Genomic DNA, 14478 nt, shown 5'->3' with positions numbered 1-14478 from the left:
CCGTTCAGCCCTTCAGTCGTTTCCGTTGTTTCCGCTGATTCCGTTGCTTCCGCTGTTTCCGCTGATTCCGCTGTGTCCGCCGACGGCGGTCGCGGCGGTGGCGGTCGCGGTGTCCGTCGCCGCGGCCGTCGCGGCGGCCGTCGCGGCCAGTTCGCTCACCGTGACCGGCTCCAGGCCCCGTTCCAGCAGGCCCTCGACGATCGACGGGAGGGCCTCGACGGTCTGGGCGCGGTCGCCGGCGCCCTCGTGCATCAGCACCACCGAGCCCGGTCCCGCATCCTCCAGGACGGTCGCCGCGATCCGCTCCGGCCCGGGCCGCGACCAGTCGCGGGCGTCCACGTCCCACATGGTCAGGGCGACCGGATGCTTCTCCAGCGCGGCGAGCACCTCGGGGCTCAGCGCCCCGTACGGCGGCCTGAACCAGACCGGGGCCGTGCCGGTCAGCCCGTCCACCGCCTCCGCCGTACGGTCGATCTGCTCGCGCAGCTCGTCCGGCGTCAGGTCGAACAGGAACGGGTGCGACCAGGAGTGGTTGCCCAGTTCGTGGCCGGCCGCGGCGATCCGGCGCACCTCGTCGGGCAGCGCCGTGACGTGGTGGCCGACGCAGAAGAAGGTCGCCCGGGCGCCGTACCGGTCCAGGATCTCCAGGACCTGCCGGGTGTACACCGGATCGGGGCCGTCGTCGAAGGTGAGCGCGACCCGCGGGACGTCCCGGCTGCCGTGGCCGAAGGACCGTCCGGCGGCGGTCAGTTCGGCGAGGATCGGCTCGCCGCGCCGTACGCCGTCGAAGTACTCGTCGGCGCGGCCGGTCAGGCTGCCGCCCTCGGCGGTCACCCGGGCCAGCGAGCCGGGCGCGGTCCTGGCCTGCTGGGCGAGCCGTTCGGCCGGGACGGAGCCGAACGGCGGCCGGGGCGGCAGCAGCCACGGATCCGCGCGGTACACCTCCAGGCCGGCGGCCGTCATGGGGCCGTCGAGCAGGCCGTTGGTGCTCTCCAGGACCACGGCCGGGGCAGGGCCTCCGTCGAAGTCCCTCAGCCAGGCGATGAGTTCGGCGACCTGGGCGCCGCCCCAGCTGCTCGGTTCGACGACCCGGCGGCCGGTGCCGGCGTCCACGACGTCGACCCGGTACCCGGAGCCGGTCCAGGCGATTCCCGCGTACCGCGTGCCGGTCGTCGCGCCTCCGGCAGCCGGTCCGCCGTGCGTCGAGCCTGCGCTCGTCCGTCCCGTCGTCATCAGTCCCCCAGCGCTATCGCCTCGGCGACGATCAGCCGCTCGACACCGCGGAGGAACCGCTCCATGCCCGCGCGGTCGACGACGGCCGGGTCGGCGGTCATCGCGAGGTCCAGGGCGCCCGGGGCGGTCAGCACGTCCACCGCCATCGAGACGTTCCTGCGGGCCGGGAACTCCGTCGGCCAGGCGATCTCGGTCCGGCCGATCAGCTCGCTCAGCGCGGCCCGCGGCGGCTCGACCGTGTCGAAGGGGCCGACGCCCGGGTCACGGGTGTCGTTCCACCAGTACGAGTGGTCCGCCGCCTCGCCCTTCTCGACGAGCAGCGCCACCTCCCGGTCCAGCGTCCACTTGTCGTACGCCGCGTGCCGGAAGGCGCTCAGCGCGACGGAGCGGGTCCGCCGCACCGCGTCGCCGAAGTCCCGGTCCGCGTCCGTGAGCCGGAACAGGGCCTCCTGCGCGACGGTGCTGACCGAGGCGGCGGCCGCCGGGGTGAAGCGGTTGCCCACGACGACCTGGAACAGCACGTCGCTGCTCCCGGACATCCTGGCCAGCTGGTGGGAGGCCGCGCCGAGCAGCACCGCGGCGTCGCTGACCTCCAGTTCCGCGGCGACCCGGCCGACGGCGACCGCGAGGGCGGGCGACCGCAGCCGGGCGTTGGGGAACGTCCGGTCCGGGTCGTCCGCCAGCTCAGGCGCCACCGGGTTCCGGAAGATCCGCCCGGGCCCCGCGGTCAGCTGCTCGCACCAGTAGCGGCGGGCGGCCTCGTCCCGGCGGCGGCCGAGCGGCGAGGCCTGCACCTCGGCGGCCTCCAGGGGCTGCTGGGCCGCGCGGGCCCGACGCAGCGACGCGGCCGTCTCCCCCGCCTGGACCGACTCCAGGTCGCGCAGCAGTCGGCCGAGGCCCCAGTAGTCCATCCCGGTGTGCGCGCCGACGATCACCAGCCGGTGCACCAGGCCCTCGCTCACGACGAGGCCGATCCGCAGGGGCCACTCGCGGGTGTGGTCGAAGGGGCGGCCCGCCAGCTCGGCGAGGAGCGCCGCGCCGGTCTCCGCGGCCTGCTCCGGCGTGGCGGTCCTGACCTCCACGGGAAGCTCGCCGCTGCCGTCGACGACCTGCTCCAGGTCGTCCTCGCCGGCGGACAGCCACCGGGTGTGCAGGCTGTCGTGGAGCTGCACCAGCTCGGTCACGTCCGCGACGACCCGGGCGACCGGGCGCGGCGGGGAGACGGGGAGCTCGACGGGCACGTTGTAGCGGGGCGCGTCGTCGCCGAGGCGGGTGACGACGCCCCAGATCGCCCGCTGGCCCCAGGTCGCCGGGCCGCGCCCGGACCGCGCGGACACCAGCCTGACGGCCGGCCGCTCCTCGGCGCCGGTCATCGCGTCACCGCCTCGGTGGTCGTCGCGTCGTCCGTGGTCATCGCGTCACCGCCTTCGTGGTCGTCGCGTCGTCCGTGGTCATCGCGTCACCGCCTTCGTGGTCGTCGCGTCGCCGGCGTTGGCCGGGGCGTGGTCTCCGCCGGTCGCCGCCTCGCCGGTCTCGGTCGTCGCGAAGCGGGCTTCGGTCATCGCGAAGCGGGCTTCCGTCGTCGCGTCGCCGGTCTCGGTCATCGCGTCGCCGCCTTTCCCTCGGTCGCGAAGAGCGCGACGTGGCTGCGGCCGGAGCGCGGGTCGGTGTCGCACAGCACGACCCGCCGGTAGGACCGCTGCCACTCCTGCCAGTGGTCGGCGAGGTCCAGCCAGAGGCTGGTGCAGTAGCTGCCGGGGGCCACCCGGTGCACCGCGGTGCGTTCCCCGGGCGGGAGATCCTCGGTGACCCAGGGCCCGAGGACGAGGAGCGTGCCGTCCTCGTCGAGCTCGCGCCCCGGCCCGTACCCGTCGAGCGCGGTCGCCGCCGAACCGGCCGCGTGCGCGCGGACGAACCGCAGGACCGGTCCGTCGCCCCCGGCCGGGGCCCCGCCGAGGACGAGCGCGGCGGCCGAGTCGGTCAGCGGGGTGTCCTGGACCAGCGGGAAGGCCGTCGGCAGGGTGGTCTGCTCCAGGACCGCGAGCACGACCTCCGCGGCCCGTCCCGCGCGGTGGTACGCCGAGGCGATCCGCAGCGCGGTGAAGGGCGCGGCCAGGCCCTGCTGGGCGATCGCGAAGTTGACCGCCCGGCCGCCGAGGCGCTCGGTCATGTGCGGCGCGACGGCCGTGAACGGCACCACGTCCGGCAGGGCGTGGGTGACGATCAGCAGCTCGGGCCTGCTGCGGCCGACGCCCTCGTCGGCGACGAGCAGGTCCGCGAGGTCGCGGTGGTGGACGTGCGCGCCGCCGCGGAACAGCTCCTCGTCCGGCTTCTCGCCGAAGGGGGTGAGCAGGTCACGGAAGTAGTCGAGCACGACCTGCTCGTCGAGCCCGGCGGGGCTCCCGAGCGCGGCCGGCGCATCGGTTGGGCCGCGCCCCTGCGGCGAGCGCACCGCTGCGGCGGCCCGTACGGCGAGTCCGCTCATGACGTCCCCTCTGCTGCGGCTTCGCGGAGTGCGGCCTCGACGTAGTCGGCGAACGACCGCATGGTCCGCAGGTGGTCGATGTCGAGCTGCTCCGGGTCGATGGAGATCCCGGTCGCCTCCTCGACGGTCATCAGCAGACCGAGGACGGCGAGGGAGGTCAGCTGCAGCTCGTCGAAGAGGGCGGTCTCCTCGGTGAGCCCGGTGACCGGCCGTTCCAGGACCTCGCTCAGTGCCTTCTCGACGAGGAGCAGCACTTCCTGACGGTTCATCGGCTCTCGCCCCCTGTCCTCGGGTGGTGTGCCCGGTGGGTGATGACCATCGCGCCGAAGGTGGCGCCGAGGCCGACGGAGACCAGGAGGTAGTGCGCGCCGTCCACGAGGCGGCCGGCGTCGCGCAGGGTGGTGTAGTTGACGAACACGTCGGAGGCGAAGGTGTGGCTGTAGCGGGGGACGTTGTCCAGGAAGACCTTCTCCGGCGCCACCTCCAGCTCCTTGATGGTCTGCCGCCAGGCCAGCTTGTTGACGTTGTGCGGGATCACCAGGTCGATCTCGTCGAGCGTCAGCCCGGCCTCCGCCACCGCCTGGTGGATGACCTCGGCGATCCGCCGGCCGTACTGCTCGCCGAACTCGGTGTTCTGCTCGGCGGTCAGCTCCAGCCACTGGGCGTACTCGCCGAGGGTCCGGGTGGCGAAGGACCGGACCTCGTCGCCGTCGCCGTCCAGGGTGATCAGGCAGGAGGCGGCGGCGTCGGCCATGATCGAGGTGTTGGGCACGTGCTGGACGATCGGCGAGTACGCCTGCTCTCCGGTGACCATCAGCGCGTACGCGCCGTCGCCGCCCTCCGCGCGCAGCAGTTCGCCGAGCACCTCGATGGCGCCCAGGCTGCTGACGCAGGCCTGGTGGCTGAGGCCGAACGCCTCGGTGTCGACGAGCCCGAGGGCGTCGCCGACCTCCCTGGCCACGTCCACGTCGGCGGGAGCGACCGCCTGGGTGACGTGGGCGTAGGCCAGGTAGTCGACCCGGCCGCCCTCGGGCAGGGCGGCCAGGGCGCCGCGCGCGGCGGGCCGCAGCAGGTCGAGCAGCGGCAGCTCGGGCTCGAAGCGGAGCGTGTCCAGGCCGTAGAACTTGCGGAACACCCCCAGGGCGGCCCGGCGCAGACCGAGCCGCTCGCCCAGTTCCTCGATCCGTACGCTGCGCTCGGGCAGGTACGACTCGATCCGCTCCAGGGTGATCCGGCGGTCCGTGGCCGGCGGCCCGTCCGCGGCCGGCCGGGCGTCCGTGGTCGGCACGCTCATCAGGCCTTCACGACCTCGGCTCGGATCAGCCACAGCCGGTTGGCGCCGCGGCGGTCCCTCGGCTGGACGTCGTACGGCCAGCGGCCCTCGCCGGCGCCGGGCTGGCCCGGCTCGCGCAGGTCGGTGGTCTTCCAGCCGTTGGCCGTCAGGAACTCCTCGGGCTCGTCGGTGCCGAAGATCCACGGCGTGCCGTCGGCGGCGAGGGTGTCCAGGAAGCGCTTCGAGAACGGGCTGCGCAGCAGGGCGCGGCCGAGGATGTCGAAGGCCAGGTGGCTGCCGGGCGCGGAGGCGGAGGCGAGCAGCCGCAGCAGCCCGGCGGCCTGCTCCTCGGTGAGGAAGAAGGTGAGGGCCTCGGCGACCCACAGCGTCGGCCGCTCGGGGTCGAAGCCGGCGGCCTCCAGGGCGGGCATCCACTCCTGGGTGAGGTCGGCGGAGACCTCGCGCCGGTCGACGCGCGCCTCGGCGCCGAGCGCGTCGAGGCGGCGGCGCTTCTCCGCGATCAGCAGGGCGTGGTCGACCTCGTACAGCTCGACGCCGTCCGGCCAGTCGAGCCGGAACGCGCGGGTGTCCATGCCCGCGGCGATGAGCACCACCTGCTGGATGCCGCTCTCGGCGAGGACGTCCCGGATGGCGTCGTCCAGGAACCTGGTCCGGATGGAGATGAAGGGCAGCAGACCGCCGCCGGCGTAGCGCTCGATCAGCTCGAAGCCGCGGGGCGCGGCCAGGTCGCGGGCCAGCGGGTCGACGAACAGCGCGTCCTCGCGCTCGGACTCCTGCGCGCGGGCCGCGGCCATCCACTGGGCGGTGTAGGAGACAGCATCCATGGTGAAGATCCCTCCTCGGGATCAGGCGAAGAACGCCTTCTCGATGGTCGCGAGGGTCTGGAAGTCCTCGATGTCGATGTTGTCGAAGTCGATCTCGACGCCCGCGGCGTCCTCGATCGTGTAGACGAGCTCGACGAAGGCGAGCGAGTCGACCAGGCGGCTCTCGATGAGGTCGACGTCGGCGGCGAGCTCGGTGCGCTCGGGGTGACGGCCGAGGATCCAGTCCCGGACCTTGTCGATACCTGCGGAGCCGATACCTGCGGAACTCATGGCATTCCCTTCGGAGACGGTGGGGGAGCGATGGGGAGGGGTGGGAGGCCGGCCGGTCGGGAGGGGTGGGGGCGGCCGGCCGGTCTGAGGGCCGGAAGGCCGTACGGTCGGGAGGGACTCGTGCGGCCGTGCGGTCAGCGGGGGCCGACGGCCGTGCGGCCGTGCGGACCGGGGCCGTACGGTCACGAGGGACCGGGGCCGTGCGGTCAGCGGGGGCCGACGGCCGTGCGGCCGTGCGGACCGGGCCGTACGGTCAGGAGCGGCCGGAGGCGGCACCGTTCGGGGGCGCGGAGGCCGTGCGGTCGTGGGAGGTGGAGGCCGCGGCGACGGCGATGGCGAAGCCGGCGTCGTGGCTGATGCTGACGTCGATCGGGCCGAGTCCGGCGTGCCGGGCCAGTTCGGCCCCCTTGCCGGAGAGCCGGACGCCCGGCCGGCCGCCGGGACCGCGCAGGACCTCGATGCCCCGCCAGGGAACGGGTCTGCGGACGGCCCCGAAGAGCTTGAAGACGGCCTCCTTGGCGGCCAGCCGGCCGGCGATGCCGGCCTCGTCGGCCGCGCCGTCCGGGGTGCGGGAGGCGATCAGTTCCGCGGCGGAGAGATAGCGCCCGAGCAGCGGTCCGGCGCCGGGAGCGGTCAGCTCGCGCACCCGGGAGAGCGGCACCACGTCGACGCCGATGAGCGGCTGGGTCACGACGCGCCGACGGCGGCGGTGCCGGGCGCGGCGGGAACCTCCGCGGCCTCGGCCGTGACCTTCTCGGCCTTGCGTACGGCGGCCAGCGCCGCGTCGAGGTCCGCGTCGAAGTGCTCGGTCAGGACGGCGAGCCAGCGCTCCAGACCGAAGGCCACGCACGCGGTGTAGGCGTGCTCGCCGGACGCCAGGCGGATGCCGCAGCGCTCGCCGAAGAAGTTGCGGTGGGTGTTCACCGAGGCGATCGCCAGGTCGCCGCCGTACTGGAACTCGTACTTGACCGGGCTGAGCTTCTGCATCAGCGCGCGGCCGCCGTCGTTCCGGAAGAACGGGTCGCCCGCCGGCACCTTCGCGAGCTCGATGCCGAGCGCGGCGGCGAAGGCCTGGATCCGCCCGGTGAAGCGGGCGAGGACCTCCTGGGTGTGCGGGAAGCTGCCGAGGGCGACGATCTCGCGCATCTGGAAGCTGGCGAGGCGGCGCAGTCCGCCGTAGTGGTCCTCGTTGCGGAAGCAGCGGTTCACCAGGGTCACCAGGGTGTCGTCGGCGACCTGACCACCCTCGTGGAAGAGGTACGCGCCGTAGCAGGTGGCGTGCGGCAGCCCGTACCGCGCCTCGGACACGGCACCGGACCCGAAGCGGCCTTCCACGGGCTTGAACTGATCGCCCGTCACGTCCAGCGAGCCGGCCACCCACGCGAGGTGCGGGAAGTTGGTGTAGACGTCGAACTTCTCCAGGTCGGGCACCGGGAAGAGCGGCGGTGCGCTGATCTCCTCGGCGCCGGCGGCGAGGCCCCAGCCGGCGAAGACCCGGTCGAGCTCCTTGACGAGGCGGGTGGCCTCCGGCCCGAGGATGGCCAGGGCGGGCGCGCCGTCGCTCCCGGTCAGGCGGTTCATCGGATGATTCCCGTCTTCTCGAGGTACCGGGCGGTCTTGCGGAAGGTGTGCTGCTCGGCCTCCACGCGGGCGGGGGACTCCAGGAGGGCCCGGCGCACCGCGTGCGGGTTCTCCAGGCCGGCGTCGCGGTAGACCTGCGGGTGGTAGAGGGACTCGAAGCTGTGCTTCATGTAGCGGCGCAGGTAGGCGGAGACGTCGTCCAGCTCCTGCTCGGTGGCGGTCTCCCGGAGGTCCTGGTGGAGCAGCCCGACGAGTTCGCGGCCGAAGGCGATGTGCCGGGACTCGTCCTGGTGGTGGATGCGGTTGATCCCGCGGATCGTCTCGTGCAGCCGCTCGTCCTCGGCCATCTTCGCGTTGAAGTGGTCGACGAGCTCTTCGAAGATCAGGATCCGGGCGAACACCAGCAGGCTCTGGATCTTCTCGGACGGGGCGGTGCCCTCCGCGCCGCCGGCGGGCTGCTTGTAGATCCTCCCGCCGTACCGGAGGCAGAATTCGGCAAAGAACCACATGTGCTCGTTCTCCTCACCGATGAAGTGGTGGAAGAACTCCGACGGCGTTTCGAAACCGGCGGTGTGAATGCGGTTGACCACCTCGACGAGCAGTTCCCGGATTCCGTGCACGTTGAGGCTGTAGAAGTTTATGCTCTCGTGCTTGGAAAGCGTGTGGAGCTGTTGCGGGGTGAGCTTCTCGGCCCATTCCGTCCCGTGTGTGGTGGTGAGCTCGGGGCTCATCCACCACATGTCCTCCGGGAGCCGGTCCGGCCACTCGAACAGCCGGTACGGGTTGTAGTAGTCGTCGATGGACTTGGTGGCGAGTCGGTCCAGAATTCCCCGGAACCGGTCGTTCCGGTCGATCACGTCGCTGACCATCGCGTGAGGTCTCCGTCTGCTTCGGGGGCTCTTTGCTGGTTCCAGCCTAGGAATTCCTCGGCGGGTTTCTCAATGACCGGAACCGGCTGCCGAATTCGGTCAGCGGGCGGGAGGTGCGACGACGTCGCGGTACGCGGCGATTTCCGCGCGCAGGGAGGCGTTCTCCTCCTCCAGGCGGGCGAGGTGGTCGCGGAACGGGGCCAGGGCGCCGGAGAGTTCGCGCTCGCTGAAGCGCGGCGTGATGTGGTTGGGGCAGTTCCAGGCGAAGGCCTCGACCCTGATGGTGACGAGCTGTTCGACCGTGCCGTCGGTCCGCGGTGAGCTCAGCCGCTCGACGAGCCCAGGATCCGCCGACTCGACCGGCACGGCGCCGGCCCGGCCCGGCCGTACAGCTTGAGGCGGGCCTGCCGGGGCTGGTCGAGGAAGAACAGCGCGACCCTGCCGTCTCCGCGCACGTTGCCGGTGGTGATGTACTGCCGGTTCCCCCGCACGTCCAGATAGCCCAGGGTGTGCTCGTCGACGACGTGGACGAAGCCCGGCGGCCCGCCCCGGAACTGGATGTACGGCCAGCCGGTCTCGCTCACGCTCGCGAACAGGAAGCCGTCGAGGCCCCGGATGAAGCCGGCGGCGGCCTCGGTGAGCGGCTCGGCCTCCCCCGTCGGCCCCCGCAGCCGGCGGTCGCCCGCCGTGGCGCTGCCCATCTCCTCCTGCGCCCTGCGCACCGACGGCGTGTACGCGATGTGGTCGTAGCGGCTCATGCGGCATCGCTCCTCGGGGCGCGCGGGTCGACCAGACCGGTGCGGGCCGCGAGCACGCCCGCCTGGAAGCGGCTGGTGGCCGACAGGTCCTGCATGATCGTGGCGACGTGACGGCGGAAGGTCCGCTCGGACATGCCCACCCGGCGCGCGATCACCTCGTCCTTCGCGCCGGAGGCCAGCAGGTCGAGCAGGGTCGCCTTCAGGTCCTCGAGCGTTCCGGCGTAACCGGCCGCCCCGGAGTCGAAGTCGTACGCGGACTCCCAGAGCCGGCCGTGCTGTCCGGCCAGGAAGGCCGCCACCGCCCCCTCGTAGACGACGGCGATCGCCCCGCCCCCGCCGTCGCCTTCCCCCTCGGCTCCGCCCGCGGGGATGAAGGCCGTCTTGCGGTCGAAGATCAGGAAGCGGTCGCGCACCTCCTTGGTGGTGCGCACCTGACCGCCGACGGAGAGGAGTTCTCCCAGGTGGGCGCGGGTGTCGGAGTCCCCGCGCGCGGTGTGGGGGTAGATGATCCGGCCCCGCGCGCCGCGCCGCAGCGCGTCGAGGACCAGCGGCCGGGCGAAGCGCAGCTCACGGGTCTCACGGGCGACGCACGGCTGCACGACCAGGACCTCGGTGGTGCAGCTCTGCGCTGCCCGGAGCAGCCGGAGTTCGATCTCCTCCCGGTCGTCGGTGATCACCACGGGCTCGGTGCGGGCCGTGGAGTGCTTCTCGAACGCCGCCACGAACGAGCTCAACTGGCCCTTGAATCCGGCCAGTCGGTGCCGTCGGTCGAGGATCTCCCGCTCCAGCGGGACGAGCAGCTCCATCTGGGCGGCCTCCGGGCTGACCGCGACGAGACGGCCGGCGCGGCCCTCGGCCGGCTTGACCAGGCGCAGCGCGCGCAGCACGCCGACGGCGTGCTCGACGCGCCGCCACGGGACACCCAGCTCCTGGGCGACCCCGGACGGGCTGAAGTCGGCCCGGCCGACGGCGTGTTCATAGACGCGGACCACGAACTCGTCGACCTCGGAAGCTCTTTGGCTCCCGGGCAGGTCATCGGCGGCCCGGGGGTCCAGAGGTCCGTGGGGGCTCAGGGGCCCCTCGAACACCCGGAGGCTCTGGTGCGGGGTCAGTGCCGCGGATTCCATCGTCACCTCAATCTGCGTGCGCGGACGGTGCGGATGCGGACGTGCGGGATGGTGCGGACGTGCGGGGTGGCGCGGACGTGCGGGGGTGGCGCGGACGTGCGGGGTGGCGCGGTGGTGCGGGGTGGCGCCGGCGTACGGGGTGGTGCTGCGGGCGGACGTGCGGAGGGGCCGCACCGGACGGTGAGGCGGACGGCGGGCGGACGGGCGGGCCGACGCGCGGGCATGCGTGCGGACGCCGCATCTCCTGGATGAGGCCGCGGGTGCGGATGCAGGTGCGGATGCGAGCGGGCATACGGACGCGGATGCGGACGCGGACGCGAGTGGGGATGCGGACGCGGGCGCCGGCGCGGGTGCTGAGGTCGGGTGGCGGGGGCTGGCGCTGAGGTCGGGTGGCGGGGCGGGGGCGGGCGCTCGGGGCAGGAGCTCGGGCGGACGGGCGGGCTCGGTGCGGAGGCTCTGGGCGGGGGCTCTGGCGGGGCTCGGTGCGGAGGCTCTGGGCGGGGAACGACCTTGCGATGGAGCCACCGTATGGTCCAGACCTGGTCCGCCCCCTACAGCCCGGCCAGAGGGCCCGGAGCCCGCCGGGATGCCGGTTCCGGCCGAACGCGCCCCCGCTGAGCTGCGGTTCCGCCGGCCGCCGCCGACAGGTCCGTAGGGACCGGCAGAACCGGCAGCACTTCCGCAGGAGTTGTGCTGCCGCCCCGGAGGTCAGCAGAACATACCGGAGTCGCTGTTATCGCCGTCGGCGCCCTGTGGCGCCGCCCCGCTGCCCCGCCGGGCGAGCTCGCGGGCCTGGGCGAGGTAGGCGCGGGCGAGCCGCCCGTCCCCGTTCTCCTGGTGCGCGGTGCCGATGCCGCGCAGTGCGAGCACCTGCCCGTCGTGCCAGCCGGCCTGCCGCGCGAGGTCCAGGGCGCCGGCGAACAGCTCCAGGGCCTGTGCGGTGTTGGTCAGGGACCGGTGGCACTCGGCGCGCCGCAGCTGGGCGGAGGCCTGGGCGCGCAGCTCGCCGTCGGCGGTCGCGGCGAACAGGCTGGCCGTCGCGACCTTCAGGCAGTCGCCCGTGTACATCTTCTGCGAGAGGTAGCCGTGCAGGCTCTCCGCGAGCCGCCAGGCCACGGTCGTGAACCCGGCGCCGGACGCCTGGAGGACGGCGCCGGCCAGGTTCTCGCGTTCGCTGTCCAGCCAGTCGGAGGCCTGGGCCTGGTCCGAGAAGACCAGCGCGGCGGAGGGTCCCGCGTCGGCGGCGCACGGGTCCGAGGCCCCCGTGGACGCCGGGTAGAGCAGCCGGGCCGCCGCGTCGGCGTGGTAGAGGTACCAGTCGAAGAGCCGCTGCCGGGCCGCGTGCGCCTCGTCCCTGCTGACCAGCTCGCGGGCGTACGAGCGCAGCAGGTCGTGCAGCCCGAAGCGGCCGGGCGACCGCTCCCGTACGAGATGGGCGTCCGTCAGGCCCACCAGGAGCCCGGCCGCGCAGGCCGAGGTCAGGTCCGCGAGCGCCGCGGCGCCGTCGGCGGTGAGATCGGGCCCGGGCACCACGCCGAGGAGCCGGAACATCCGTTGGGCGGCGGCCGGGAGCGCACGGTACGAGAGCTCGAACGCGGCCCGCACCGTCGAGCGCCGGTCCCCTTCGACGCGCAGCCGGCTCAGCATGTCGTCACCGACCAGCTCGTCGCAGTAGTCGGCGATGCCGGCGCTACGGGCCAGCAGGTTGGCCCCGGCGATCCGGATGGCGAGCGGCAGACCGCCGCACACCCGCACGAGCCTGCGGGCCGCCTCCTCCTCGGCGGCGACCCGGCTCTCGCCGACGGTGACGGCGAGCAGCTGACGGGCCTCGTCGGGATCGAGCACGTCCAGGGCGAGCTGCCGGGCGCCGTCGCTCGCGACCAGACCCGCCATCCGGCTGCGGCTGGTGATCACCACCGCGCATCCCCGGGCTCCCGGGATCAGTGGCCTGACCTGCTCGGCGTCGCGCGCGTTGTCCAGGACGATCAGCGTCTTCCGGTCGGCGAGCAGCGTGCGGTACAGGGCCGCGGCCTCGGCCTCGTCGGCGGGCACCCGGCCGGGCGGCGCGCCCAGGGCGCGCAGGAACTGCGCCAGGACGTCACCGGCCCGCAGCGTCGGGAGCGGGGAGTGGCCGCGCAGGTCGACGAACAGCTGCCCGTCCTCGAAGTGTTCGCGCCGCGCGTGCGCCCAGTGCTTGGCGAGGGCGGTCTTGCCGACGCCGGGCGCGCCGACCACCGCCACCACGTGCGCGCGCCCCGCCGGGTCGGGCGAGACGAGCGCGTCGAGCTCCCGCATCTGCCGCCGCCGCCCGACGTACGCACCGGCCGTGGCGGGCAACTGCGCGGGTAGCGGCGGATCCATGGACGCCGAGGGGAGGGCGGACGGGGGCCGGTGACCGGGAGGTACGGGCGAGGGGCCGGGGTGCGGGGGCCGGTGGCCGGGATGCGGGGGCGTCCTGGCCGTCAGGGACGTCAGGCCCGTCGATGTCGGGTACTCGGTCGGTGTCGGGTGGCCCGTCAGTGTCGGGTGGCCGGTCAGTGTCGGGTGGTCCGTCGGTACCGGGTGGCCGGTCAGTGTCGGGTGATCCGTAAGTGTCGGGTGGTCCGGGCGCTGGGCGACCGGAAGCTGCTGTCGCAGCACGCGCAGGTGCGCGTCGCGGACCTCCGCGCTCGGCGCGATGCCCAGCTCGTCGTCGAGCCGGTCGCGCAGCCGGTTGAACACGTTGAGCGCGGCGGCCTGTTCGCCGCAGCTGGCGAGGGCGAGGATCAGCCGGGCGTGCAGGCCCTCGTGCAGCGGCTCGGTGTTGACCATGTCCCACAGCACGGGAACGGCGTCCTCGGGCCGGCGCAGCAGCAGCGCCGTGTCGGCGTGCAGCAGCACGGCCTTGACGCGCCGCTCGTTGGCCACGACCGCGGCGGGGTGCCGGCTGAGCGCCGGGTCGGCGTCGGCGAGCACGGGGCCCCGCCACCACCGCAGGGCCCGCGTCAGCGACTCGTACGCGGCCCTCGGGTCGGGTGTGCGGTGCAGGCGCTCGGCCTGGGCGAGGAGCTCGTCGAAGTGGCCGAGGTCGATCTGGTTCCGGGCGGCCTCCAGGAGGTATCCGGTGGGCGTGCGGGCGACGGCCGGCGGCGGATCGGTCGTACGGGGGCCGGTCGAGGGGCCGCCGGGCGCGAGGAGCCGGCGCACCTGGCTGACGTACGTGTGGACGAGGCTCTGGTGGGAGCCGGGCGGACCGGACGGCCACAGGACGTCGATGATCTCCTGCTGGGTGGCGGAATCGGGGTGCTTGAGCGCGAGGAGCCCGAGCAGCCGGCGCAGCATCGGGCTGGTGACCGGGACGGAGGTCCGGCCGTGCTGGAGCGACAGCGGACCGAGGATCAGCAGCCGGGGCCGGGCGGCACCGCGGGGCGGCCCGGTGCGGGCGGCGACCAGCAGGTCGGCCAGCTCGCCGCCGGTCAGCCCGAGGGCCTCGGCCAGCCGCTGCAGGGTCCGCGACTGCGGCCGCCTCACGCGTCCGCGTTCGATGTCGCGCAGGGCCCTGGTGCTGATCCCGGCGCGTGCCGCGGCCGCCTCCTGACTGAGGCCGGCCCGCCGCCGGAACGCCTGCAACCGCCCGCCGAACGCCCCGCCGTCACCGGCCTGCCCGCCTCCGAAATCCCCCGCGCCGGTCGACCTCTCTGACATGGCATCCCCCTCATCCCATGACCGGCGGCGCCCTCGCGGCCCCCACGCGGCCGACTCCGCAGAGGCTTCGTCGATTGATCAGTTTGGACTAGACCAATGCCAGTGGCAAGGGGACATGACAACTGACAGACCTGCGGGGACGGGGCTCCGGACGGCGCGGGGACAGAGCCCGGGCGGCGCAGGGACGGGGCTCTGGACGGCGCACGGACGGGCTGTGGACGGCACGTGGACGGGAGCTGGCGCGGGGCGAGCAGGCCGCGGTGGCACGGGGCTCGTACACGCGCGGACGCAGGGCACGGACAGCACGGGAGAGGCACGCACCTCCCTCCGCCCCCGTACCGGCCGTTGAGTAG

General features: G+C 73.9%; 15 protein-coding genes. All 15 read right to left on the bottom strand.

What is annotated here, in order from left to right; genetic code table 11:
* Positions 1–12: 12 nt before the first annotated feature.
* Positions 13–1233: a polysaccharide deacetylase family protein gene (locus ESG85_RS30465; RefSeq protein ID WP_128984391.1), complete on the bottom strand. Its 1221-nt coding sequence runs from the start codon at positions 1231–1233 to the stop codon at positions 13–15.
* Positions 1233–2606: a condensation domain-containing protein gene (locus ESG85_RS30460; protein ID WP_128984390.1), complete on the bottom strand. Its 1374-nt coding sequence runs from the start codon at positions 2604–2606 to the stop codon at positions 1233–1235. The genes ESG85_RS30465 and ESG85_RS30460 overlap by 1 nt, the downstream gene beginning before the upstream one ends.
* Before the next feature lie 78 nt (positions 2607–2684).
* Positions 2685–2837: a hypothetical protein gene (locus ESG85_RS35190; RefSeq protein WP_164986355.1), complete on the bottom strand. Its 153-nt coding sequence runs from the start codon at positions 2835–2837 to the stop codon at positions 2685–2687.
* Positions 2834–3718 (bottom strand): hypothetical protein, encoded by an 885-nt coding sequence (locus tag ESG85_RS30455; protein WP_128984389.1) that lies wholly within the window; start codon positions 3716–3718, stop codon positions 2834–2836. Before ESG85_RS30455 ends, ESG85_RS35190 begins: the two co-directional genes overlap by 4 nt.
* On the bottom strand, positions 3715–3987 hold the full coding sequence (locus ESG85_RS30450; protein ID WP_128984388.1) for an acyl carrier protein: 273 nt from the start codon (positions 3985–3987) through the stop codon (positions 3715–3717). The genes ESG85_RS30455 and ESG85_RS30450 overlap by 4 nt, the downstream gene beginning before the upstream one ends.
* A complete protein-coding gene (locus ESG85_RS30445) occupies positions 3984–5012 on the bottom strand; it encodes a 3-oxoacyl-[acyl-carrier-protein] synthase III C-terminal domain-containing protein (protein ID WP_128984387.1) in 1029 nt (342 codons plus the stop codon). The genes ESG85_RS30450 and ESG85_RS30445 overlap by 4 nt, the downstream gene beginning before the upstream one ends.
* Positions 5012–5836: a class I SAM-dependent methyltransferase gene (locus ESG85_RS30440; RefSeq protein WP_128984386.1), complete on the bottom strand. Its 825-nt coding sequence runs from the start codon at positions 5834–5836 to the stop codon at positions 5012–5014. Before ESG85_RS30440 ends, ESG85_RS30445 begins: the two co-directional genes overlap by 1 nt.
* A gap of 21 nt (positions 5837–5857) precedes the next feature.
* The gene (locus ESG85_RS30435) at positions 5858–6091 is read right to left on the bottom strand and encodes a phosphopantetheine-binding protein (RefSeq protein ID WP_128984472.1); all 234 of its coding nucleotides are present in this window, start codon (positions 6089–6091) and stop codon (positions 5858–5860) included.
* Positions 6092–6359: 268 nt separating this feature from the next.
* Positions 6360–6797 carry a holo-ACP synthase gene (locus ESG85_RS30430; protein WP_128984385.1) on the bottom strand — a complete coding sequence of 146 codons (438 nt, stop codon included), beginning with the start codon at positions 6795–6797 and terminating at the stop codon, positions 6360–6362.
* Positions 6794–7687, bottom strand: coding sequence for a class-II aminoacyl-tRNA synthetase family protein (locus ESG85_RS30425; RefSeq protein WP_128984384.1), 894 nt, complete (start codon positions 7685–7687; stop codon positions 6794–6796). The genes ESG85_RS30430 and ESG85_RS30425 overlap by 4 nt, the downstream gene beginning before the upstream one ends.
* A complete protein-coding gene (locus ESG85_RS30420) occupies positions 7684–8556 on the bottom strand; it encodes a diiron oxygenase (protein WP_128984383.1) in 873 nt (290 codons plus the stop codon). Before ESG85_RS30420 ends, ESG85_RS30425 begins: the two co-directional genes overlap by 4 nt.
* Before the next feature lie 99 nt (positions 8557–8655).
* Entirely contained in the window at positions 8656–8922 is a 267-nt protein-coding gene (locus ESG85_RS36380; RefSeq protein WP_246095414.1) for a hypothetical protein, read from the bottom strand.
* Positions 8880–9314, bottom strand: a complete 435-nt coding sequence (locus tag ESG85_RS30415; RefSeq protein ID WP_246095412.1) for a pyridoxamine 5'-phosphate oxidase family protein — start codon at positions 9312–9314, stop codon at positions 8880–8882. Before ESG85_RS30415 ends, ESG85_RS36380 begins: the two co-directional genes overlap by 43 nt.
* Positions 9311–10441 carry a LuxR C-terminal-related transcriptional regulator gene (locus ESG85_RS30410; RefSeq protein WP_128984471.1) on the bottom strand — a complete coding sequence of 377 codons (1131 nt, stop codon included), beginning with the start codon at positions 10439–10441 and terminating at the stop codon, positions 9311–9313. The genes ESG85_RS30415 and ESG85_RS30410 overlap by 4 nt, the downstream gene beginning before the upstream one ends.
* Before the next feature lie 708 nt (positions 10442–11149).
* Entirely contained in the window at positions 11150–14125 is a 2976-nt protein-coding gene (locus ESG85_RS36370; protein ID WP_246095410.1) for a BTAD domain-containing putative transcriptional regulator, read from the bottom strand.
* Positions 14126–14478: the final 353 nt, after the last annotated feature.

This window comes from Streptomyces roseicoloratus (genome assembly GCF_004117935.1).
In the GTDB taxonomy this organism is placed as follows: domain Bacteria; phylum Actinomycetota; class Actinomycetes; order Streptomycetales; family Streptomycetaceae; genus Streptomyces; species Streptomyces roseicoloratus.
Note: the sequence above shows the minus strand (reverse complement) of the source record. Positions and strands in the feature narration are given on the sequence as shown.